Source organism: Microbacterium sp., assembly GCF_044340635.1.
Lineage (GTDB): Bacteria > Actinomycetota > Actinomycetes > Actinomycetales > Microbacteriaceae > Microbacterium.
On sequence record NZ_JBIITF010000018.1, the window covers coordinates 33,622 to 55,459 of the forward strand.

Here is a 21,838-nt window from a genome sequence, read left to right on the forward strand (position 1 = left end):
CGAATCGGGTGGCCATGACAACCATCGCCCCGATCCCCCCGCGAGCCAAGGGGCTTGACGCACTTCGGGGGCGGGACTAGCGGCGTCCGGCGCTCGCCCGTCGATCCCGTTGCACCTCACCGGCAACGACCCCGGCACCGCTCGTGAGCAGCGCCCGCCGCCACGGCAGGACGCCCTCGATCTCGATCTGGATCGAGATCGAGAGGATGGTTCGGATGAGAACGATCACGCCGAGGATCACGGCGTCCTCGAGCGAGGGCTTCGACGTGATGGTGCGCAGCAGGTCGGCGGCGACGAGCACTTCGAGGCCGAGCAGAATCGCTCCACCGAAGGTCGTGCGGAGCGTCGTGAAAGCCGCGCTGCCACCGTCACCGCGAGCGAGCGCACGGATGCCGAGCACGATCGCGATGACCGCGCCGATGATCATCGCGAGGGCGCCGACCGCCTCGAAAACGACGGCGACGCCGACGAAGACCTGCTCCATGTCCACCCGGCCAGCATAGGGGTGGGTGGGATGCCGGAAACTCTACGCGCGGCTGCGCTCGGCGAGGATTCCCGCGCGCTCGGGGTGCGCCTCGAACCACTCCGCCACATACCAGCACACGGGCAGCACCCTCCGATCGCCGGCCTGCTCGAGTTCTGCAACGGCGCGGTCGACGACCTCGCCGGCGTAGCCGTGGCCGCGGAAGGTGGGGACCGTGTACGCGCGGGTCAGCGCGACGGTGCGTCCGTCATCGCGATAGTCGAGGGCGCTCACGAGGTTCGACCCGTCGTGCAACGTGTACCGCGAAGCATCCGGTTCGTGGGTGAAAGTCAGCGAAGTCACCGGCACAGCGTACGCCCGCCCCGAGCGGTCGAGGCTGGGCGCACGCTGAATGCCGCAATTCGGTCAAGCGGGAAGAACGCCCGTGCGCGCGAGCTCGCGATACCAGAGCCCACTGTCCTTGACGGTGCGCTCGAGTGAGTCGAAGTCGACGCGGACGATCCCGAACCGCTTGGCGTAGCCGTAGCCCCACTCGAAATTGTCCATCAGCGACCACACGAAGTAACCACGCAGGTCCACCCCCGCCTGCATCGCGCGGTGCGCCGCGGTGAAGTGACGGCGCAGGTAGTCCAGGCGCTCCGGGTCGGGCACCGAGCCGTCCCCGGCGACGGTGTCATCGAAGGCGGCCCCATTCTCGGTCACCATGAGTGCCTGTTCGGGGAACTGCTCGCGCAGCGAGAGCAGCAGCTCCTCGAGTCCCTCGGGGGCGATGTTCCAGCCCATGGCCGTGTAGGGCCCGGGTTGTTCGACGAACTCGACGATGTCGTTGCTGCCGGGCCAGGCTGTACCACCCTCGGCGCTCTTGTGCCCGTCGTTCTGCTGTTTGGGCGAGACACCGTCCCACAGCCGAACCGTCGCCGTGGAGTAGTAGTTGACGCCGAGCACGTCGATCGGCTGGCGGATCTGCTCGAGATCGCCGTCCTGGACGAACGACCAATCGGTGACCGATGCCGTGTCCTCCAGCAGATCAGAGGGGTATTCCCCCCGCAGCATGGGTCCCGTGAACGCCCGGTTCGCGAGCGCGTCGACGCGCCGCATCGCCTCGTCTGCTCCGTCACCCTGTCCGCGCAGCACGTGGAAGTTGAGCGTCACCGAGTACTCGGGATCGCCCGTCGAGGTCGCCCGGAGCGCCTGGATGGCCCGTCCGTGAGCCAGGTTCAGGTGGTGGACGGCTGCGAGAGCCGCGGCCGGCTCGTGGCGTCCCGGGGCATGGCCGCCCTGGCCGTAGCCGAGGTACGCCGAGCACCAGGGCTCGTTGAGCGTCGTCCAGGTGTGCACGCGGTCCCCGAGGGCCGTGCCCATGATCTCGGCGTACCGCTCGAACGCGTCCGCGGTCGCGCGCGCCGGCCACCCGCCGGCATCCTCGAGCGGTTGCGGGAGATCCCAGTGGTACAGCGTCGCGACGGGACGGATGCCCCGCTCGAGCAGTCCGTCGACCAGGCGCGAGTAGAAATCGATCCCCGCCTGGTTGGGCTCGCCCGTCCCCGTGGGCTGGATACGTGGCCAGGCGATCGAGAACCGGTACGCGCCGAGCCCCAGGTCCTGCATCAGATCGAGGTCGGACTCCACACGGTGGTAGTGGTCGCACGCGACGTCACCGGTGTCGCCGTTCCAGACCTTGCCGGGGGTCTTGCTGAATGTGTCCCAGATCGAGGGGCCGCGGCCGTCCTCGTCGAAGGCGCCCTCCACCTGATACGAAGCGGTCGCCGACCCGAACGTGAAACCGTCCGGGAAGACGAGCCCCGAGTCCCGGAAGTCGGCGTTGCCCTGCTGTTGCGCGCTCATTCGGTCACCTCCGCACGGTCGACCGAGAATTTCTCTGCACGCCCGTCGGGCGTGGTCACCGTGACATCGACGGTACCGGTCCCACCGGGGAAGACCCGCAGAGTGAGCCCGTCGAGGTAGTCGTAGTCCGGCCCGCCCTCGAGCGTCTCGCCCGTGAGCAGGTGCGTCCAGGTCCCCGAGGGCAGGTAGAAGTCCACCTCGCCCGACTCGGTGAAGACCGGGGCGACGAGGATGTCGCTGCCGAGCATGTACTGACGGTCGAGGTACCCGGCACCCGGGTCATCCGGGAACTCCAGCACCATCGGCCGCATGATCGGTGCGCCCGTACGAGTCGCCTCGCTGCCGAGCTGGAACAAGTACGGCATCAGGCGCATCTTCAGCCGGGTGAAGGTCCGGGTCACATCGACGGCTTCTTCGTCGAACATCCACGGCACACGATAGGACTGCGAACCGTGGAAGCGACTGTGGCTGCCGAGCAGACCGAACGCGGTCCAGCGCTTGAAGACCGCTGCATCCGGCGTGCCCTCGAACCCAAATGCTTCGCGGAAGCGCTTCGGCAGGAAATCCATATCGCCCCTCGAGCAAAAGCAAGAGCATTTGGCGTTCGATACAACTTATTGGCCCGAGCGAGCGTCGCCGCTCCCCTATGGTGGGGACACCTCTTCTTCCGACCGACCGAGGACCCGATGGCGCTCACGTTCACCGACCTGCCCCTGGACGAGCTGCGGGCCTACTCGCCGGTTCTTGCCGAGCCCCCAGGGCTCGACGCCTTCTGGGCCGACACGCTCGACCAGGCACGGGCCGCAGCATCCGTGCCCGTCATCACCCCGGCACGCACCCCGATCTCCGAGATCGTCATAGAAGACCTGACGTTCTCGGGTTTCGCCGGAGACCCCATCCGCGCGTGGATCTCACGCCCGCGATCGAACGAGCCCCGCCCGGCCGTGATCGAGTACCTCGGCTACGGCGGTGGGCGGGGCCTGCCGGGTGAGCACCTGAAGTGGGCGGCCTGCGGCTATGTCCACGTCCTCATGGACACCCGCGGTCAGGGCGGCAACTGGGGATCGGGCGGCGCCACCCCCGATCCGCACGGCTCCGGACCAGCGGCCCAGGGGGTCATGACCCGAGGCATTCACGACCCGTCGCAGTATTACTACCGACGCATGTTCACCGACGCGGTGCGCCTCGTCGAGACCGTCGCGGAGCTCCACGGCGTCGACCGCGACCGCCTCGCCGTGACCGGCGGCAGCCAGGGCGGGGGCACCGCTATCGCCGCGGCTGCTCTCTCACCCCTGGTCGCCGCCGTCATGCCCGACGTACCGTTCCTCTGCGACTTCCCCCGCTCGATCACCCGCACGCCCCATGACCCGTTCACCGAAATCACCCGCTACCTGTCGGTGAACCGCGACGCCGCCGGTACGGCCCTGCACACGCTCTCCCACTTCGACGGCGCGATCCTCGCGCGGCGGATCACCGCGCCGGCACTGTTCTCGGTGGCACTCATGGACGAGATCGTCCTTCCGGCGAGCGTCTTCGCCGCCTACAACGCGGTGTCATCGTCAGACAAGAACATCGAGGTCTACGAGTACAACGGCCATGAGGGCGGCGGTCACCACCAGTGGCTGCGACAGGTCTCCTGGCTGTCGGAGCGCTTCGGCGCCGACTGAGCAGAATGTGAAACCGGCGATCGAGAATGCTCGGAAGCCCGCGCAGTTTGACACATCCCGGCGATCTCGGAGATAATCGGCGGCATGAGTGACAACGCACGCCCTGTGTCCGCCTGGGAGGCGAACCGGAGTGCCGGCATGATGAGCGCCGGCCGCGTTGCCCCGTGTTGTCGAATGTGTCGCTGATCTCGTGACCCAGCCGGGCCATCACGCCGCCGCCGATGCGGCCGCGACGGCCCCGGGTGCCGCCCCGGCAGAAGCCGGTCGTTTCGGACACCCCTCACCCGGCCACCGGCCGACACATCGCCGTATCTCGGAGAACCCGCAGGGTTCCCTCCCGGAAGAAGACCTCATCATGTCGAACACCGCCCTTCTCGAAGCTCCGCTCTCCCGCCCCGCCCACCTCAGGCCGGTCGCATCCCTCCCCACCCCGACCACCCCCGCCGCGCCTCCGTCCCGCGCGGCCGCTCCACGAAGTGCACCGCGCGGCTTCGCCCTCTACGTCGGTCTCGATGAGCAGAAGGCCGCCGCGGCGGGCGTCAGCCTCGGCACCCTCGTCGAGGCCCTCCGCCGGACCCTCGCCGACCTCGCCCCCGACGCCGAGACCTACGCCACGGTCGCGCTCGCGCCGACCGATGCGGGGGGACGTGACGTCGATCTGGTGCGTCTGGCCCTGCACGAGCCGTCCGCGGTCGCGCGCAGCCGCCACGACTCGGACGAAACCGAGGCAGCAACCGTCGGTGTCGTGGTCGACATCTCGCGCAAGAAGGTACTGCTCGACGGCGAATCCGCGGCGTTCACCTACAAGGAGTTCGAGCTGCTGCAGTACCTCGTGCTCCGCGAGGGCCGGACGATCGAGCGCACCGAGCTGGTGTCGTCGCTCTGGTCGGCTACCGACGACGACGCCCCCGGCGAGCGCACGATCGATGTGCACGTCCGGCGGCTGCGTGCCAAGCTCGGCCGCTACGAAGACATCGTGCGCACGGTGCGCGGCGTCGGCTACCGGTTCGACCGGCACGCGGATGTCTCGATCCGCTACGGACACGGCACGCCCTCGCCCGACCGCTTCTGAGCCGCTCCACCCCGGCGCCGGTGTCCGACGGGCGCCGTATGGTGGAGCGATGACGACGGGGGCCACGACAACGGCGGCCATGGCGATGGGCATGCCGGTGAGCGCAACCGGACGCGTCTCGGATCGGCCGATCGAGACCATCTACCGCCCCTCGCACCCGCTCAATATGACCCAAGTCGTGATGTTCCAACGCCGCGGGGGCGGCGATCCGACGATCCTGCAGGACGGCCCGGTGATCTGGCGTGCGAGCCGCACCCCCGAGGGCACGGCTACGGTCGCCCTGCGGCAGGATGCCTCGGGCGCTGTCCGGGCTGCCGCCTGGGGGAACGGGGCAAACTGGGCGCTCGCCCAGGTTCCCGACCTGTGCGGCGCTTCCGACGACCCCGACGCCTTCGACCACCACGGCCATCCTCTCCTGCGGGACACCCACCGACGCAGCATCGGACTCCGGCTCGGGCGCACGGACCTCGTCTTCGACGCGCTGGCCGGCGCGATCATCGAGCAGAAGGTCACCGGGATGCAGGCGTTCGCCGCCTGGCGCCGTCTCGTGCGCTGGCACGGCGAGCCGGCCCCCGGGCCCACGCCGGTGCGCCTGCACGCCCCGCCGACGATCGAAGGATGGCGGAACGTCCCCTCCTGGTCGTGGCATCGGGCGGGTCTCGAGCCGCCGCAGGCGCGCACCATCGTCGGCGCGGCTCGTGTCGGCCGCTCGCTCGTGGCCGCCGCAGAGCGCGCCCGCGCAGGCCCGGATCGCGACCGCGTGCTCACGAGCTTGCGCGGCGTGGGCCTGTGGACGGCGGCCGAGACACGCATCCGGGCGTTCGGGGATCCGGACGCCGTGAGCGTCGGCGATTATCACCTGGCCCATGAGGTCGGCTACGCGCTCACGGGACACCGCGTGGACGATGACGGCATGCTCGAACTGCTCGAACCGTGGGCGGGACAGCGTCAGCGGGCCATCCGGCTGATCCGCATGAGCGGGGTCCGCGAAGAGCGCCGAGGACCTCGCCTCCACCCCGAAGACCACCGGGCGCGCTGACCGGCACCTCCCCCTAGGCTGGGGACATGTCAGGACAGAAGCGTTGGCCGCGCGGCCGTGTGCAGTGGCTGCTCGGGACCATCGGCCTGCTCATCGCGGGCGCTCTCGTGGGCTTCGGCCTCTCGAACGTCTGGCTGGGCCTCGTCATCGGCGTCGCCGTGTCCCTCGGCTGGCTCATCGCGTACGAGTCGTGGCGCGGGCGCAATGCCGGCGTGAACGACGAGAACCACGGCATCCAGCTCTGACTCACGCCTCCGGGCCCCGCACCCCTCAGGAACCGAGGACGCGCCGCAGGTACTCGTTCGAGAACCGTCCCTCGGGGTCTTCTGCCGCGACGAGCGCACGGAAGTCCCCGCCGCGCGGATAACGGTCGACGGATGCGCCGCCGCCCGTGGCCGAAAGCTTTCCCCAATGGGGGCGCGCGTCGAAGGGTGCGAGCGCCGTCTCGATGGTCGGCAGCAGCGCCGCGACGCCGTCCGGATCGTTCCGCCACGTGAAGTGCAGAGCGATCGTGTCGCGGCCGTAGGCTCCGCTGAGCCACAGATCGTCCGCGGCGATGCTCCGAACCTCGGAGACGAGAAGCACCGGCGAGACGCTCACGGCCAGAGTTCGCAGCACGGCGAGCGCCGCCGGGGCATCCTCTCGCGCCACGAAGTATTCCGATTGCAACTCGTCGCCCGCGTTGCTCGGCGGCGCGTCCCGGCGAAAATGAGGCAGCCGATCGAGCCAGCGCCCCGGTTCACCCAGCTGCGGGGTCACGGAGTCGGTGGGACCGGATGCGATGGGGCCGATCTGGCGGGTCGCTCGCTCGGCCGTGACCCCGGCGGGAAGCGCCGGCTCGGCGCTGGTCGCGCCGACCACCGACTTGAGCCAGACCTGGTCGACCACGTCCGTCCCCCAGTCGGCGATGAACAGGCTCACGCTGTAACCCGACCCCATCACGGCGTCGAACCGGGCGAGCACCTCGTCCCACGGCGCGTTCACGAAGATGTCCTGCCGCACGTCGAAGGAAGGCACGAGGTCCAGGCGCACGCGCGTGGTGATGCCGAGCGCGCCCAGACCTACGACTGATCCTTCGAGGCGCGGATCCTCGCGCTCGAGGATCTCGATGCGTCCGTCGGCGCGGACGATCTCCAGGCCGATGACGGATGCGCCGAGCACCCGGTTGCCGTCGCCCGATCCGTGCGTGCCCGTCGCAATGGCACCGCCGATCGAGATGTGCGGCAGCGACCCCATGTTGCGCAGCGCCAGACCCTGACGCTCGATCGCCGCGGCGATCTCCGCGTAGCGGGCCGCGGCGGGTACCCACGCGGAGTGGGAGTCCGCGTCGATCTCCCACCGAACCTCGAGGCCCGAGAGGTCGACCAGAACCCCGTCGGTGTCGGCGATGTCGTTGAAGGAGTGCCGCGAGCCGAGAGCTCGCACGCGCGGGTTGTCGGTCACGATCCGACGGAGCTGATCGAGGTCCGTCGGTGACTCGACGGCACGCGCGCGAAAGCGGATGTTTCCCGACCAGTTCTGCTGAGACATCCCTCCATTCTCGGGGGTCTTGCGGATGTCGGAGGCAGGGAAGACACTGAGCGAGCCGCAGAAGCGCGGAAATCGCGTCACGACAGGAGCACCGTTATGACCCGCCTCAACCCGTACATCTCGTTCCGGGACCAGGCACGCCCCGCCCTCGAGTTCTACCACTCGGTGTTCGGCGGCGAACTGGCCCTCGACACCTTCGCCGCGTTCGACATGGGCCAGGACCCCAGCGAAAACGACCTGATCATGCACGGTCAGCTCGAAACGCCCGCAGGATTCGTCCTCATGGCGGCCGACACACCGAGCTCCATGCCGTACACGCCTGCGGCGGGCGTCTCGGTCTCGATCAGCGGCGACGACGAGGCCGAGCTGGAGCGCTACTGGGACGCGCTGGCGGAGGGCGGAACCGTCGGCATGCCGTTCGAGACTCCGCCGTGGGGTGGCCGCTTCGGCATGCTCACCGACCGATTCGGGATCGACTGGATGGTCGCGCTCAACGCGAGCTGAACCAGCCCCGCTAGAACTCCTCGTGCGTCTCGGGGTCTCCATCCCAGAGCCGACCGCGTTCGAGCGCCGAGATCGCGGCGACATCCTCGGCGTCGAGCGAGAAGCCGAACACGTCGGCGTTCTCGCGCTGACGGTCGGGGTCAGCCGACTTCGGGATCGGGGTGCTCGCGAGCTCGACGTGCCACCGCAGCACGACCTGCGAAGGCGTGACGCGGTGCACCTCTGCCAGCTCTTGCACGATCGACTCGTTCAGCAGTTCGCTGCGCTTGGCGAGCGGGCTCCAACTTTCGGTCCGAATGCCGTGAGCCGCGTGATAGGCCCGAAGCTCCGCTTGCGGAAAGTACGGGTGCAGCTCGACCTGATTGACCGCCGGCACGACACCCGTCTCGTCGGCGAGACGATCGAGCATCCCGATCGTGAAGTTCGAGACGCCGATCGAACGCAGCAGACCCTCGTCGCGGAGGTGGATCATGGCCTTCCACGAGTCGACGTATTTGTTGACGCGGGGGTTCGGCCAATGGATCAGGTAGACATCGATACGGTCGAGGCCGAGCGCGGCCAGCGAGGCCTGGGCGCTCGCGATGGTCTCGTGGTAGCCGTGGTCGCGGCCGGGGAGCTTGCTCGTCACGATCAGCTCATCGCGGTCGACGTTGCTGCGGCGGATGCCGTCGCCGACCTCGGATTCATTCCCGTAGTTGAGGGCGGTGTCGAGCAGTCGATACCCGGAATTGATTGCCGCAGCGACCGACTCGATGCCTTCTTCGGCACGCAGCCCATACGTGCCGAGTCCGAGCGCGGCGAAGCGGTGACCATCGTTGAGGGTTACTTCGGGGATGGAGAGCATCCTCACATCCTGGCCCACATTCGGAACGGCGAGCGACCCCTTGACGCGCGGGCCTCATTCGGTCACAGTCCGCCGCTGACGCGTGCCCGGTGGCAGACCGACCTCGGGAATCCTCCGGGACGATGTCGATTCCGCTCGTCGCCGTTCGACGCGATAGTAGGAGGACGCACGAGCGCCCACCCGGTGGCCGGAGATCGGCCGATGACACAGAGGAGCAGACGATGCCGAAATTCATGCTGATCATGCGATCGAACGAGGCCGCCGCGAAGGACTACGAGTCCATGGACTTCGAGGCCGTGATCAACGCGATGGGCGCGTACAACGAGTCGATGATGAAGGCGGGGGTGCTGCTCGCGGGCGAGGGCCTCTCCGACGCGAAGGAGGGCTTCGTGGTCGACTTCGCGGGCGAGACCCCGATCGTCACCGATGGCCCGTATGGCGAAACGCATGAGCTGTTCAACGGGTTCTGGATCATCCAGGCATCCTCGAAGGAAGAGGCCGCCGAGTGGGCGAAGCGCTGCCCGCTCGGACCCGGCAGCAAGCTCGAGGTGCGCCGTGTGACGGACGAGTCGGACTTCGCGGACTACGCCGACAACGAGTACGTGCAGAAGGAAGAGCAGTGGCGCGAGGAGCTCGGCACGAAGTGAACAAGACCGAGTGAACAAGACCACGTGACATGACCCAGCGAGACATTCGTCGCCACGTCGACGCCGTGTGGCGCATCGAGGGCGCCCGGGTCGTCGCCGCACTGGCGAAGGCCACGGGCGACCTCGGTCTGGCGGAGGACCTGGCACAGGAGGCGGTGGTCGAGGCGCTCGAGCAGTGGCCCGACCGTGGCGTGCCGAGCAATCCCGGAGCCTGGCTGACCACGGTCGCGAAGCGCCGGGCGATCGACGGCTGGCGGCGGCGCGAGCGACGGGACGACCGCTACGCCGCCCTCGCTCACGACCTGGCCGAAGAAACAGAGAGGTCGGACCACGCCGAGACCTGGCAGCCGATCGACGACGACGTGTTGCGCTTGATCTTCGTCGCCTGTCACCCGGTTCTCTCGCGCGAGTCGCAGGTCGCGCTGACGCTCCGAGTCGTCGGCGGGCTGACCTCGGAAGAGATCGCTCGGATGCTGCTCGTGCCCGTTGCGACCGTCCAGGCCCGCATCACCCGCGCCAAGAAGACGCTCGCCGCCGCGGCCGTCCCGTTCGAGGTGCCCGACCCTGCCGCGTGGTCAGAGCGTCTGACCGGGGTGCTGAGCGTGATCTACCTCGTCTTCACGGAGGGGTATGCGGCCACGTCGGGGGACCGCTGGGTGCGCGAAGATCTGGCGAACGAGGCGCTCCGGCTGGGGCGCGTGCTCGCCGGCCTCGTTCCCCGCGAACCCGAGACCCAGGGGCTTCTTGCTCTCATGGAGCTGCAGGCATCCCGCTTCGCCGCCCGCACCGCGGCGGACGGATCGCCCATCCTGCTGGCAGACCAGGACCGTACGAGGTGGGACCGCGCGCAGATCGCGCGGGGTCGTGCGGCGCTCCGGCGAGCGGACGCCTCGGGCCGCGCCGGCGGCCGCGGGCGCGGCCCGTATGGCCTGCAGGCGGCGATCGCCGAATGCCACGCCGCCGCCCCGAGCGTCGCCGAGACCGACTGGGAGCGCATCGTGATCCTGTACGAGGCGTTAGGGCGGATCGCGCCGAGTCCGATCGTCGAACTCAACCGCGCGGTCGCGGTTTCGATGTGCACAGGCCCGGCAAGCGCCCTGCGGATCGTCGACGGATTGGCCTCGGACGGCGCCCTGCGCGGATCCCATCTCTTGCCGAGCGTTCGCGGCGAACTGCTCGCCCGGCTCGGCCGCATGTCGGAGGCGCGCTCCGAGTTGTTCACTGCCGCCGGGCTGACGGCGAACGCGCGCGAACGAGCCGTTCTCGAGGCGAAGGCCGCTGCGCTGTGATCTCGAGGACCACCCGGGGAATTCACGAGCGGTTCCTGAGCGTTCACACCCACATGACACGCGTAGGAATCATCGGAGCAGGAAACATCGGATCGGCACTCGCACAGGGGCTGATCGACCGCGGCTACGAGGTCGTGATCAGCAACTCGCGCGGGCCCGAGACCCTCACCGATCTCGTCGCCACACTCGGCACCGGCGCCAGCGCCGGAACGCCGGAGCAGGCCGCTGAGGCGGGCGAGTGGGTCATCGTGACGGTCCCGCTGAAGGCGCTCGACACCATTCCGGTGGTGCCGCTCGCGGGCAAGCTCGTGCTCGACACGAACAACTACTACTGGGAGCGCGACGGGCGAATCCCCGAGCTCGACGAGAAGCGCACGACGACCTCGCAGATGCTGCAGCGTCACCTGCCCGAGTCGAAGGTCGCCAAGGCGTTCAATCACATCGGCGCCGCGGAGATCCTGACGGACGGGACCCCCACGGGCACGCCCAGCCGCCGTGCTCTCGCCACGGCCAGCGACTCGGACGAGGCGGCCCAGTTCGTGACCGACCTCTACGACGCCTTCGGATACGACACGGTCAACATCGGACCCCTCGCGGACAGCTGGCGCGTCGAGCGGGACACTCCGGCATACGGCGTCCGTCAGAATGCGGACGAGCTTCGGGACAACCTGGCGGCCGCGGAGCGCTGAGCCGCCGCGGTCGATCTCGGTTCACAATTCAGTCTGTGCGTGAGTGCCACGGCCAAAGATGCCCGTCGTTGCGGCCCTGGCACTCCAAGCCGGACCGCACAGACTGAATTGCGAACGCGGCTGAACGCCTAACCGACCTATTCCTGCTCGACGGAGCGCGCGAGGCGCGCGACGTCGGCTCGCGCCGCGGTGCCGGCTTCGATCGCGTCACCGAAGTCGACCGGCAGCTCGGTCTCACCATCGGGCAGATGTCGCCCGGCGAGGGTCAGGCACGCGCGGAGATTCGTCAGTGCGCCGCCGAGACCCGCGCCGATCGCCTCAGCCGCGACAGCGACATCGGCGATCAGGTGCGGGTTGCCGCGGTCGGCGAGCACGCGCAGATCGGCGGCGAGCGCAGTGCCGATCCCGACCAGAGTCGCGGATGACTCGGCGCCCGCCGTGCCCGTCGCCACGATGCGCTCGTCCCGCTCCGGGGAGGACTCGGCCGCGAGCGCAGCGCCTAGGGCGGCCGAGCGGACTCCATCATCCTCCGCCGCCTGCAACGCTTGGACCCGGAGTTCGATCGAGCGCTGGCCGCTCTGCTGCGCAGGTTCGTCGTCGGGCGTGTATGCCGCGACCATGTGCAGCAGAGCGGCTCCGATCGCCATCATCACGCCCGAGGCCGCCCCACCGCCGGGCTCGCCGCCGCGCTGCGAGAGGCGATCCAACCAGGCATCGAGTGAGAGAGACACGGGCACACGCGATTCGTCGGTCATGGGCCATGACCCTAGCCGCGCTCGACTTCTTCGTTCGAGGGGTTGACCCCTAGCGGTGCGCGGGTCAACGGAGTTGAATCGAAGTGATCGAACGGAGGCACGTGCGATGACTCGATCGAACGGTGGGCCCGGGGCGTCGGGAGCGCACGCCTTCGAGCGGTTGAGTGCCGAGGAGTGCTGGAGTCTGCTCGACGCTCCGACAATCGGGCGTCTGGCCGTCACGGGCGCGGATGGAATGCCGGATGTCTTCCCCCTTAACGTCCTCGCCCACGACGGCGCGCTGTACGCCCGCTCGGCCGAGGGGTCCAAGCTGAGCGTCATCGCCGAGCGCCCCGAGGCCGCGGTCGAAATCGACGGGGAGGACGACGAATACCGCTGGAGTGTTGTCGCTCGCGGTACCGCTGCACGCCTGGAGACGGACGTTGATGCGGCGACGGATGCCGAGATCGAGGCATCCGGTGTCCTGCGGCTCGCGTCGGTGAACTCGGGCGGCAAGCCCTACGTGATTCGTCTGCGCCCGGTCACGATCAGTGGCCGCCGAATCAGGATTCGCGGTGCGGGTTCGTCGGATACGACGCCCAGGACCGGGCCCATCATCAACTCGAAGCGGGCACAGCCGCCGCGGCCGATTCCGCACCACCCTCCCCCGAAGGCGTAGGTGGTCAGTCCTGGTCGCTGAGCACGACGACTTCGTCGCCCTCGAGAACGAACTGCAGGCCGGTGCCCTCGGGAAAAGCCTCGAGGAGTTCCTCGGGCAGCTCCTGGTTGCTGGTACCCACGACCAGTTCGACGGTTGCGGGGAATCCCCCGGCGGCACACCCGTTGAAGATCGCCCCGTTGAAGCCGTCGGAATCACTGTCTATCTTCGCGGACTCGACAACCAGCAGACATGACTGATCGAACCCGTAGGCGAACATCCCGTTCTCCATCCGGAAGAACGACAGCCCGTGAAAAGCCTGAAACGCCACTCCCCCATCGGGCAGGCCCGACTCCAGCTCACCGGCTTCCGTATAGTTCGCGAAGATGCCCGGCCACTCGGCGAACGCGTCGATTCCCAGCACGGCGACCTCACGCGGATCCGCCTGGACGCGCCGCGACACGAACCCCGTGACGGTCGCCGTGACCAGGATCGCCACGGCCAGCGACGCGAGCCAGGTGATGGCGATGCGCTTCTTCGACCACGTCCCGGCTCGCGCGACCGGCGACTCTGACGCGATGGAGTCAGCCGCGACCTCGTCATGCGCGACCCCGTCGGGGGTCGGCTCCGCTGAGAGGAGCGGCGCGACCTCAACGACAGGCTCGGTCCGCGGGGGCAGTGGCGGCTTCGGCGGCAGCTGCTCGATCTCGGGTCCGCGGGCGAGGCGTTCGAGGTCCTGGAGACGGGCCAGGGCGGACGGATCGTGATGGATGTCGGGATCCGGGCCGTACGCCCGGGTCCGCAGCATCCGGAGTTCGTCGATCAGCTGGTCGTCCATCCCGACCCATTCTGCCGTGCCGCGTCCGACACGTCAGATCGACCGGCGCCGCGCGACGTACACCGTGTTCGACGACGTACCGCCGGTCAGCCGGTTGTCGAATGTCACCTCGTGGGCTCGGGCCTCGTCGAACACCGAGGCGAGCACCGTCTGGAAGTCGGCATCGGGCGGATCGTCCGACCACAGCGCGAAGACCCCCCGATCGGCCAGGCGATCGGCGAGATGCCTGAGCCCCGTCTCTGTGTACAGGTCGGCATGGGTGGGGTCCAGGGTGTGCCGGGGCGAGTGGTCGACGTCGAGCAGGATGGCGTCGTACAGTACCTCGTCCCGTTCGGCGGGACGACGCATGACCGCGAAGAAGTCACCGTGCACGAGTGCCGTGCGCGGGTCATCCACGAGCGTGGCCGATACGGGCAGCAGGTGTCGCTCGTGCCATCCGATGACCGCCGGGAGGGCGTCGATCACATCGAGGTGGACGACGCGAGCGTCCGCGAGCGCCGTCACGGCGGTGTACCCGAGGCCGAGTCCCCCGACCAGCACCGTAAGAGAGTCGCCGACGGTCGCCGCGAGGCCGAGCCGAGCCAACTCTTCCTCGGCGACGGTGAACAGACTCGACATGAGGTATTCATCGCCGAGCTTGACCTCGTAGATGAGTTCGCCGGTCTCGCTGTCGGTGCGGCGCCGGAGGGTCAGCTCTCCCATCCGCGTCTCTTGCCAGTCGAGCTCTTCGAATCGCACGATCATCGCCGTCCGCCTTCCGGTGACGTCACACCCTACGCTGCCGCTCAGCGGACCTTGCGCCGATAGATCACGATCGCGAAGCCGTAGGCGACCACGAGGATGCCCGCGAGCCAGGCCAGGGCGATCCAGATCTCGCCGCCGACGGGCTGGCCGGCGAACAACGAGCGGATCGTGTTGACGATCGATGTGACCGGCTGGTTCTCGGCGAACCACGCCACCGGGCCCGGCATCGAGTCGGTCGGCACGAACGCCGAGCTAATGAAGGGCAGGAAGATCAGCGGGTAGCTGAAGCCGCTCGCACCGTCGACGGTCTTGGCCGAGAGCCCCGCGATGACGGCGATCCACGTCAGCGCCAGCGTGAACAGGATCAGGATGCCCGTTACTGCGAGCCACGCTCCGACCGACGCCCCCGTCCGGAATCCGAGCAACAGCGCGACGCCGATGACGAGCGCGATGGAGACGAGGTTCGCGACGAGAGACGTCAGGACGTGGGCCCACAGGACGCTCGAGCGAGCGATCGGCATCGACTGGAAGCGTTCGAAGATGCCACCCTGCATGTCGAGGAACAGTCGGTACGCGGTGTACGCGACTCCGGACGCGATCGTGATCAGCAGGATGCCGGGGAGGATGTAGTTGACGTAAGACTCCCCCGACCCGGTGTTGATCGCACCGCCGAGCACGAAGACGAACAGCAGCATCAGGGCGATGGGTGTGACGGCTGTCGTGATGATGGTGTCGGGGCTGCGCAGAATGTGTCGCAGCGACCGACCGGTGAGAACGCGCGTATCGGCGACGACGTGGGTGCTCATGACGGATCTCCTTCGGATGCGTCGGTTCGTTCGGGATCTTCCGGCGCTCCGACCAGCGCGAGGAAGACATCCTCCAGAGACGGTTGCTTTTCGACGTACTCGACCTTTGCCGGGGGCAGGAGCTTCTTCAGCTCGGCGAGGGTGCCGCTCTGGATGATCGTGCCCCGATGAAGGATCGCGATGCGGTCGGCGAGCTGCTCGGCCTCGTCGAGGTACTGCGTTGTCAGCAGCACGGTCGTGCCGCCCCGGGCGAGCTCGGTGATCGCGCGCCACACCTCGATGCGGGCCTGCGGGTCGAGGCCTGTCGTGGGTTCGTCGAGAAAGATGACCGGCGGATCACCGATCAGGCTCATCGCGAGGTCCAGCCGACGGCGCATGCCACCCGAGTACGTCCCGGCGCGACGACCGCCGGCCTCGACGAGCGAAAACTGCGCGAGCAGGCGGTCAGCGATCGTGCCTGGATCCTTCAGGTGCCGCAGACGCGCCACCAGGATGAGATTCTCGCGGCCGGTGAGTACCTCATCGACCGCCGCGAACTGGCCGGTCAGGCTGATGGACTGGCGCACGTCGGCGGCAGCCGTGGACACATCGAACCCGGCGACGGATACCGTGCCTGCGTCCGCCTTCAGCAGTGTCGACAGGATCCGCACGAGCGTCGTCTTGCCCGCGCCGTTCGAGCCGAGCAGAGCGAAGATGCTGCCCGCCTCGACATCGACATCGACGCCGCGCAGCACCGAGACATCCGCGAAGGACTTCTTGATTCCTCGCACCGTGATGGCCGCGGCGGACATGCTCAGCGACCCTCTTCCTCGACGGCGTGATCGATCGTCTTCTCGAGGCGCGCACGCTCCTTGCGAATCCAACTGCCTCCGCCGTAGTTCTGCATGAATGTCTCGGCGAACTCGACCGGATCGGTGCCGACCAGGTCACGCACAGACGTCCCGTCCGCAACGCCCTGCTCGAAGAACTCGGCGAGATCGACCAGCATGGCGATCAGGCTCTTGCCGTCATCGCTCGGGCCCAGATACATCAGGTAGCGCTCGAGACCCGTTGCGGCCTCGCGGTAAGGCTCGGGCAGTGCCTTCACCCGCGCCTTGTATTCGCGGTAGTGCTTCTTGTCGGCGAGGTCGCCGGTCAATTTCTCGATCCACATGTCAGTTCCCTTCGGTCTCGGTCGATGCGGTGCGGAGCTGTTCGAGACGCGTGGTGAGAAAGCTCCACGTTCCCCAGAACTCGTCGAGCTGTTCCCGGCCCTGCGCGTTGAGTCGATAGACCTTGCGGGGCGGGCCTTTCTCTGAGAGCACCTTTTCCACATCGACGAGTCCGCGCTGCTCGATGCGGATCAGGAGCGCGTAGACCGTGCCCTCGGCGATGTCGGTGAATCCTTCGTCACGCAGCCGCGCCGTGATCTCGTACCCGTACGCAGCCTGCGTGGCGAGGATCGCGAGCACGATCCCCTCGAGGACGCCCTTGAGCATCTCGGTCGCCTGTTTGCCCATCCGATATCGCCTCATTACTCATTGTCACTAGGTACCGGTACATAGTAACACTGAGTACTACGGATGCGTCAAGCATCCGTTTGCGAGAAAGGCGGGCTCAGGCCTTGTCGACGCCAGTCCCCGCGGCGGCGGGTTCGTCGTTCGCCACCGCAGGGCCGACGCCGTCGCGGAAGATGCTCGCCTCCGGCTCACGGTGGCGGATCCACTGCACCACGAACAGCGCCACACCGAGGGCGATCGCCACGAAGGATGCCCACACGTTCGCGGGGATGCCGAGGAATCCGTCGCTCGTCGGGTCGATGCGGATCGCCTCGAGCCAGCTGCGGCCCAGGCCGTACCAGATGAGGTACACGGCGAACGCCTTGCCCCAGCGCAGCGCGATGCGACGCTCGAGCAGCAGGATGATCGCGACGCCGACGAGGTTCCAGATCATCTCGTAGAGGAACAGCGGGTGGAACAGCGTTCCCTCGGCGAGTCCCTCGGGGAACTTCGGGTTCGACGATTCGATCTCGAGCCCCCACGGCAGGGTGGTCGGCAGGCCGAACAACTCATGGTTGAACCAGTTGCCGAGGCGCCCGATCGCCTGCGCCACCAGCATCGCAGGGGCGAGCGCGTCGGCGAACGACCACAGGCGAATGCCGGAGATGCGACATCCGATCCACGCACCCACCGCCCCGCCCAACAACGAGCCGTACAGGGCGTTGCCGCCATCCCAGATCGCGAAAATCGCCCAGATGTTCGCACCCGGGTAGAAGTAATCGCCGACGTGCGTGAACACGTGATAAAAACGCGCCCCGACGATGCCGAGAGGTATGGCCCAGATGACGATGTCGAGGACCGTTCCCGGGGCCGCGCCCCGGGTGCCGAGTCGACGCTGGGTGAACAGAACCGCGGCGATCATGCCCGCGATGATGCACAACGCGTAGGTGTGGATCGTCAGCGGGCCGAGGGAGAACTGGGCGAAGACCGGGTCGGGGCTCGGGATGCTGATCGGATGCACAAGGCGCAACTCTAGTCTCGATTCCTGTCAGAAATACCCAGCGGGGTATCCGTTATCCGTGGAATAATGGCGTGAACCCCGCTACGCCGTCGGCGTGCGGCACCAGGAGGCTCCCCGTGAACGAACCCGCGACATCCGAATCAGCGGCCGACCGTGAGGCCGAGCTGATCGCGCAGCAGCGCAAGATCGTCAACCGCCTGCGCCGGGCGCAGGGGCAGCTCAGTGCCGTCGTGAACGCGGTCGAATCCGGCGTGGACTGCCGGGACATCGTGATCCAACTGGCTGCCGTATCGAAGGCCCTCGATCGCGCCGGCTATGCGATCGTCGCGTCGGCGATGCGCACCTGCATCGCCGACCCTCAGGACGAGTCGATGACGCCGGACGAACTCGAGAAGCTCTTCCTCACCCTGGCCTGAGCCGACTCGGCGACGACCTCAGCGGCCGAAGAGCCGCGCGAAGAACCCGGAGGACGGCTCCATCGCATGGCCCTCGCAGCGCTGCGAGCGGGGTACCGAGCGCATCACCTGGTCGACGTGCTGGCCACACCCGGCCCACGTCGCCTTGCCGCACTTCTTGCACGTCACCTGGTAACACATGGCTGATCTCCTGTTGTGTGAGTCATCGAACGGCCTCCTCGACCACGAGGACATCGCCGGCGCGAGCGCCGAGTGAGGCCTTCAGGGTGAGGATGCCCCCCGAGAGCGATGCGGAGTCCAGCCCCGCCTGGGTCAGGACGCGGTGAGCGATCGCCGACCGCACGCCCGAGGCGCACATGACGCGCACCGGTCGCCCTGCTGCGTGCTCGCGCACCTCGTCGATGCGCTCGCGCAACTCGGTGTGCAGAACGTGGAGCGCCCCCGGTACATGACCCGTGATCCATTCGTCCTGGCGGCGCACGTCGAGGACGAGAGCGGTGCGCAGCACCTCGTCGAGGTCGTCGGCGTACCAGAGCGACAGGGTTCCGTTCAGAACGTTCTCGCCCACCATGCCGGTGAGGTTGACGGCATCCTTCGCCTGCCCGTAGGGGGGCGAGTAGGCCAGGTCGAGATCGATGAGTTCATCCACGGTCATGCCCGCGCGGATGGCCGTGGCGAGCACGTCGATCCGCTTGTCGACTCCCTCGGCACCGACGGCCTGCGCGCCGAGGAGGCGCCCACTGTCGGGATCGATATGCACGACGAGGTGAATCTGGCTGGCGCCCGGGAAGTACCCGGCGTGCTGGTTCGCGTGCAGATGCAAGGTGGTGTGAGCGATGCCGTGCGCCCGGAGAGCGGCACGGTTCGCGCCCGTGAGGGCGGCGGTCAGAGATCCCACGCGAACGATCGCCGTACCGAGCGCGGGCGGGATGGCTCGCGCCGTCGCGGGCCGCAGGATGTCATCCGCCACCAGACGTCCAGCACGGTTGGCAGGTCCCGCGAGGGCCACAGGATGACGGGCGCCCGTGATCGGATCGACGCTGAGCGTCGCGTCTCCAACGGCCCAGACCCCGGGCACGCTCGTCCGGCCGTGGCCATCCACCAGGATCGCACCGCGCTCGCACGCGATGCCCGCGCGCTCGAAGGTCGCCGTATCCGGGCGAACCCCGACGGAGAGCACGATCATGTCGGCGGCCAGGCGGGAGCCATCCGACAGCACCACCGTGTCGTGGCCTGCGCCTTCCTCGATCGCGGTTGCGGCCGTGCCGACGTGCGCGTCGATTCCGATCGTTTGCAGCTCTTGCGAGACCAGCCAGGCCAGTTCGGGCTCGAAGGGACTGAGCGGATGCGCGGAGCTCTGCACGATCGACACCTCGAGCCCGCTTGCGGCCAGAGCCTCGGCAGCCTCGACACCGATGAACCCGGCACCGAGCACGACGGCGCGGCGAGCGCCTCCCGTGACGGTGTCGCGCAGCGCGAGGGCGTCGTCGACGGTGCGGAGCGTGCGGACCCGGGACGAGCTGATTCCGGGGATCTCGGGGATGACCGCGGCCGCCCCCGGAGCGAGCACGAGGGCGTCGTAGTCGATGACCTCGAGACCGTTCGCGGTCGATGCGGTCACGTTTTTCGCCGCCGTGTCGACGGCGATGACGTCGTGCCCGGGACGAACATCCAGCGCGAGGGCCGCACGAAGTGACTCCGGGGTCTGCACGAGGAGCTTCGCGGGATCTTCGATCTCGCCCCCGACGAAATAGGGCAGGCCACAGTTCGCGAACGATACGTGCGGGCCGCGCTCGAGCACGATGATCTCGGCCGACTCATCCAGCCGACGTGCGCGCGCGGCGGCGCTCATGCCGCCCGCAACGCCGCCGACGATCACGATCCTCATGGGACGATCTCCAGACCCGTCGCCAGGGAGCGCATGCCCCTACGCGGCGACATCATGCCCCGCGCAGAGCTGGTTCTCGGGGACGCCGCGAAGCGCCTCTTCCACATGCTGGCCGCATCCGGCCCACGTCGTCTTTCCGCACACATCGCACGCCACCGGACTGCACATGACTGATTCCTCTCGTCGTTCGACCTCAGAATAGCATACCCCCCGGGGTATGCTGGACGATGTCGAACCACCGCCCCCTCGCGCTCGACAACACCGGGCGATAACGTCGGATCGCGCCACGAGGGCGCGTCGAGAGAGGGTTCGCCGTGGACATTTTCGACACGATCGTCGTCGGCGCGGGCATCGCGGGACTGACCGCAGCGCGCCTGCTGACGACGGCCGGGCGCCGCGTCGTGATCCTCGAGGCGCGCGACCGCGTGGGAGGCCGCGTACACACCGACCGCAGCGACGGGCTCGTCACCGACCTGGGCGCATCCTGGATCCACGGCATCACCGACTCCCCCGTCGCGGCCGCGGGGCACGCGTTCGGAATGCCGATGGTCGAGTTCACGGTCGGCGGCTATCAGCCCGACAGTCGCCCGATCGCCCACTACGGGCCCGACGGGAACCCCCTCTCCGACGCAGCCACGGGGGCGTACGTCTCCGACATCCACGCCGTCGATGCGGCGCTCGTCGGCGTAATCGCCTCATCGAGCCCGGATGCCTCGTACCGCGACGTGACAGAAGCAGCCCTGGCACTTCAGAACTGGAGCGAGGAACGCGTCCAGCGTGTCCGCGAATACCTCGAGCACCGTGCCGAGGAACAGTACGGGGCATGGATCGAAGACCTCGCGGCCCACGGGCTCGACGACGACTCGATCGACGGCGACGAAGTGGTGTTCCCGCAGGGGTACGACGTTCTGGCGACGAGGTTGGCGCAGGGGCTCGACGTGCGACTCGAGCACGTGGTGTCTCGCGTCGAGTGGAGCACCGATGGAGTCGTCATGACGACCGATCGCGGAACATTCGCCGCACGCGATGCGGTGGTCACCGCGCCTGTCGGCGTGCTGCAATCCGAGGACTTCACGATCGAGCCCGCGCTGCCCGAGCCTGTCGCGGGCGCTCTCGGCCGCCTGACGATGAACGCCTTCGAGAAGGTGTTCCTGCGCTTCCCGACGAAGTTCTGGGACGAGGGCGTGTACGCGATCCGGCAGCAGGGCCCCGAAGGACGCTGGTGGCACTCGTGGTACGACCTGACCGCCTTGCACGGGGAGCCCACGCTGCTGACCTTCGCGGCGGGACCCGCGGGCAGCGAGATACGAAGCTGGGAGGACGACCGGGTCGTCGAGTCCGTGCTCGCGCAGCTGCGTCGGCTCTACGGCGACCGCGTCGAGGAACCGTCCCACGTCCACATCACCGACTGGCAGGGCGACCCGTTCGCCCGAGGCTCGTATGCGTACATGACACTCGGGTCGACGACCGACGACCACGACGCCCTGGCTACCCCGATCGGCGGCGTCCTGCACCTGGCGGGCGAGGCGACGTGGACGGATGACCCGGCCACCGTCACCGCGGCGATGTGCTCGGGACACCGTGCGGCGACACGCATCCTGGGTCGTGAGATCCCGATCGAGCGACTCTGGATGGATTGACCTGC

The 21,838-nt window shown here is 68.2% G+C and carries 25 protein-coding genes and 1 pseudogene; 11 read left to right on the plus strand and 15 right to left on the minus strand.

The genetic code is table 11. From position 1 onward, the window contains the following. Nucleotides 1–76: 76 nt before the first annotated feature. The 4 genes and pseudogenes from ACIQ0W_RS13870 to ACIQ0W_RS13885 all read right to left on the minus strand — a co-directional run. A complete protein-coding gene (locus tag ACIQ0W_RS13870) occupies nt 77–484 on the minus strand; it encodes a DUF1622 domain-containing protein (RefSeq protein ID WP_396643340.1) in 408 nt (135 codons plus the stop codon). 42 nt (nt 485–526) lie between these two features. Next, nucleotides 527–826 carry a GNAT family N-acetyltransferase gene (locus ACIQ0W_RS13875; RefSeq protein ID WP_396643305.1) on the minus strand — a complete coding sequence of 100 codons (300 nt, stop codon included), beginning with the start codon at nt 824–826 and terminating at the stop codon, nt 527–529. 63 nt (nt 827–889) lie between these two features. Beyond that, a complete protein-coding gene (locus ACIQ0W_RS13880; RefSeq protein WP_396643306.1) occupies nt 890–2,329 on the minus strand; it encodes a GH1 family beta-glucosidase in 1,440 nt (479 codons plus the stop codon). Beyond that, nucleotides 2,326–2,862, minus strand: a pseudogene (locus ACIQ0W_RS13885) (TIM-barrel domain-containing protein); the annotation flags it as partial. The pseudogene ACIQ0W_RS13885 and the gene ACIQ0W_RS13880, both read right to left, overlap by 4 nt. Before the next feature lie 153 nt (nt 2,863–3,015). Here ACIQ0W_RS13885 and ACIQ0W_RS13890 point away from each other — a divergent pair. From ACIQ0W_RS13890 to ACIQ0W_RS13905, 4 genes are all read left to right on the plus strand, one after another. Next, on the plus strand, nt 3,016–3,996 hold the full coding sequence (locus ACIQ0W_RS13890) for an acetylxylan esterase (protein ID WP_396643307.1): 981 nt from the start codon (nt 3,016–3,018) through the stop codon (nt 3,994–3,996). 355 nt (nt 3,997–4,351) lie between these two features. Beyond that, nucleotides 4,352–5,068 (plus strand): winged helix-turn-helix domain-containing protein, encoded by a 717-nt coding sequence (locus ACIQ0W_RS13895; RefSeq protein WP_396643308.1) that lies wholly within the window; start codon nt 4,352–4,354, stop codon nt 5,066–5,068. Between the two features lie 79 nt (nt 5,069–5,147). Next, nucleotides 5,148–6,107, plus strand: a complete 960-nt coding sequence (locus ACIQ0W_RS13900) for a DNA-3-methyladenine glycosylase family protein (RefSeq protein ID WP_396643341.1) — start codon at nt 5,148–5,150, stop codon at nt 6,105–6,107. Between the two features lie 26 nt (nt 6,108–6,133). Continuing rightward, a complete protein-coding gene (locus ACIQ0W_RS13905; protein ID WP_396643309.1) occupies nt 6,134–6,352 on the plus strand; it encodes a hypothetical protein in 219 nt (72 codons plus the stop codon). Nucleotides 6,353–6,377: 25 nt separating this feature from the next. On the opposite strand, the gene ACIQ0W_RS13910 is transcribed toward ACIQ0W_RS13905, so the two are convergent. Then, a complete protein-coding gene (locus tag ACIQ0W_RS13910; protein WP_396643310.1) occupies nt 6,378–7,637 on the minus strand; it encodes an FAD-binding protein in 1,260 nt (419 codons plus the stop codon). A gap of 96 nt (nt 7,638–7,733) precedes the next feature. Here ACIQ0W_RS13910 and ACIQ0W_RS13915 point away from each other — a divergent pair, with 96 nt between their 5' ends. Next, nucleotides 7,734–8,141 (plus strand): VOC family protein, encoded by a 408-nt coding sequence (locus ACIQ0W_RS13915; protein WP_396643312.1) that lies wholly within the window; start codon nt 7,734–7,736, stop codon nt 8,139–8,141. A 10-nt stretch (nt 8,142–8,151) separates the two neighbouring features. On the opposite strand, the gene ACIQ0W_RS13920 is transcribed toward ACIQ0W_RS13915, so the two are convergent. Beyond that, nucleotides 8,152–8,985, minus strand: coding sequence for an aldo/keto reductase (locus ACIQ0W_RS13920; RefSeq protein ID WP_396643313.1), 834 nt, complete (start codon nt 8,983–8,985; stop codon nt 8,152–8,154). Nucleotides 8,986–9,206: 221 nt separating this feature from the next. On the opposite strand from ACIQ0W_RS13920, the gene ACIQ0W_RS13925 reads away from it, so the two are divergent. Genes ACIQ0W_RS13925 through ACIQ0W_RS13935 form a run of 3 tightly spaced genes read left to right on the plus strand, consistent with a single transcriptional unit; the run spans nt 9,207 to nt 11,610 of the window. After that, complete coding sequence (locus ACIQ0W_RS13925; protein ID WP_396643314.1) at nt 9,207–9,632, plus strand: YciI family protein; 426 nt, start codon at nt 9,207–9,209, stop codon at nt 9,630–9,632. A gap of 29 nt (nt 9,633–9,661) precedes the next feature. Then, entirely contained in the window at nt 9,662–10,921 is a 1,260-nt protein-coding gene (locus ACIQ0W_RS13930) for an RNA polymerase sigma factor (protein ID WP_396643315.1), read from the plus strand. A gap of 53 nt (nt 10,922–10,974) precedes the next feature. Further along, entirely contained in the window at nt 10,975–11,610 is a 636-nt protein-coding gene (locus tag ACIQ0W_RS13935) for an NADPH-dependent F420 reductase (RefSeq protein WP_396643316.1), read from the plus strand. Between the two features lie 137 nt (nt 11,611–11,747). On the opposite strand, the gene ACIQ0W_RS13940 is transcribed toward ACIQ0W_RS13935, so the two are convergent. Beyond that, complete coding sequence (locus ACIQ0W_RS13940) at nt 11,748–12,365, minus strand: cyclodeaminase/cyclohydrolase family protein (RefSeq protein WP_396643317.1); 618 nt, start codon at nt 12,363–12,365, stop codon at nt 11,748–11,750. A gap of 106 nt (nt 12,366–12,471) precedes the next feature. On the opposite strand from ACIQ0W_RS13940, the gene ACIQ0W_RS13945 reads away from it, so the two are divergent. Next, nucleotides 12,472–13,023, plus strand: a complete 552-nt coding sequence (locus ACIQ0W_RS13945; RefSeq protein ID WP_396643318.1) for a pyridoxamine 5'-phosphate oxidase family protein — start codon at nt 12,472–12,474, stop codon at nt 13,021–13,023. A 4-nt stretch (nt 13,024–13,027) separates the two neighbouring features. Here ACIQ0W_RS13945 and ACIQ0W_RS13950 read toward each other — a convergent pair whose 3' ends face one another. The 7 genes from ACIQ0W_RS13950 to lgt form a co-directional block, all read right to left on the minus strand. Further along, nucleotides 13,028–13,840, minus strand: a complete 813-nt coding sequence (locus ACIQ0W_RS13950; protein WP_396643319.1) for a hypothetical protein — start codon at nt 13,838–13,840, stop codon at nt 13,028–13,030. A 33-nt stretch (nt 13,841–13,873) separates the two neighbouring features. After that, complete coding sequence (locus ACIQ0W_RS13955; protein ID WP_396643320.1) at nt 13,874–14,584, minus strand: spermidine synthase; 711 nt, start codon at nt 14,582–14,584, stop codon at nt 13,874–13,876. A 41-nt stretch (nt 14,585–14,625) separates the two neighbouring features. Continuing rightward, entirely contained in the window at nt 14,626–15,390 is a 765-nt protein-coding gene (locus ACIQ0W_RS13960) for an ABC transporter permease (protein WP_396643321.1), read from the minus strand. Continuing rightward, nucleotides 15,387–16,181: an ABC transporter ATP-binding protein gene (locus ACIQ0W_RS13965; protein ID WP_396643322.1), complete on the minus strand. Its 795-nt coding sequence runs from the start codon at nt 16,179–16,181 to the stop codon at nt 15,387–15,389. The genes ACIQ0W_RS13960 and ACIQ0W_RS13965 overlap by 4 nt, the downstream gene beginning before the upstream one ends. A 2-nt stretch (nt 16,182–16,183) precedes the next feature. Further along, on the minus strand, nt 16,184–16,543 hold the full coding sequence (locus tag ACIQ0W_RS13970; RefSeq protein WP_396643323.1) for a DUF1048 domain-containing protein: 360 nt from the start codon (nt 16,541–16,543) through the stop codon (nt 16,184–16,186). A gap of 1 nt (nt 16,544) precedes the next feature. Beyond that, complete coding sequence (locus ACIQ0W_RS13975) at nt 16,545–16,889, minus strand: PadR family transcriptional regulator (RefSeq protein ID WP_396643324.1); 345 nt, start codon at nt 16,887–16,889, stop codon at nt 16,545–16,547. A 97-nt stretch (nt 16,890–16,986) separates the two neighbouring features. Continuing rightward, nucleotides 16,987–17,889 carry a prolipoprotein diacylglyceryl transferase gene (gene lgt, locus ACIQ0W_RS13980; RefSeq protein ID WP_396643325.1) on the minus strand — a complete coding sequence of 301 codons (903 nt, stop codon included), beginning with the start codon at nt 17,887–17,889 and terminating at the stop codon, nt 16,987–16,989. A 116-nt stretch (nt 17,890–18,005) separates the two neighbouring features. On the opposite strand from lgt, the gene ACIQ0W_RS13985 reads away from it, so the two are divergent. After that, complete coding sequence (locus ACIQ0W_RS13985; RefSeq protein WP_396643326.1) at nt 18,006–18,305, plus strand: metal-sensitive transcriptional regulator; 300 nt, start codon at nt 18,006–18,008, stop codon at nt 18,303–18,305. A 202-nt stretch (nt 18,306–18,507) separates the two neighbouring features. On the opposite strand, the gene ACIQ0W_RS13990 is transcribed toward ACIQ0W_RS13985, so the two are convergent. Next, the gene (locus tag ACIQ0W_RS13990) at nt 18,508–20,193 is read right to left on the minus strand and encodes an FAD-dependent oxidoreductase (protein ID WP_396643327.1); all 1,686 of its coding nucleotides are present in this window, start codon (nt 20,191–20,193) and stop codon (nt 18,508–18,510) included. Nucleotides 20,194–20,507: 314 nt separating this feature from the next. Here ACIQ0W_RS13990 and ACIQ0W_RS13995 point away from each other — a divergent pair, with 314 nt between their 5' ends. Next, the gene (locus tag ACIQ0W_RS13995; protein ID WP_396643328.1) at nt 20,508–21,833 is read left to right on the plus strand and encodes a flavin monoamine oxidase family protein; all 1,326 of its coding nucleotides are present in this window, start codon (nt 20,508–20,510) and stop codon (nt 21,831–21,833) included. The last annotated feature ends 5 nt before the right edge of the window (nt 21,834–21,838 follow it).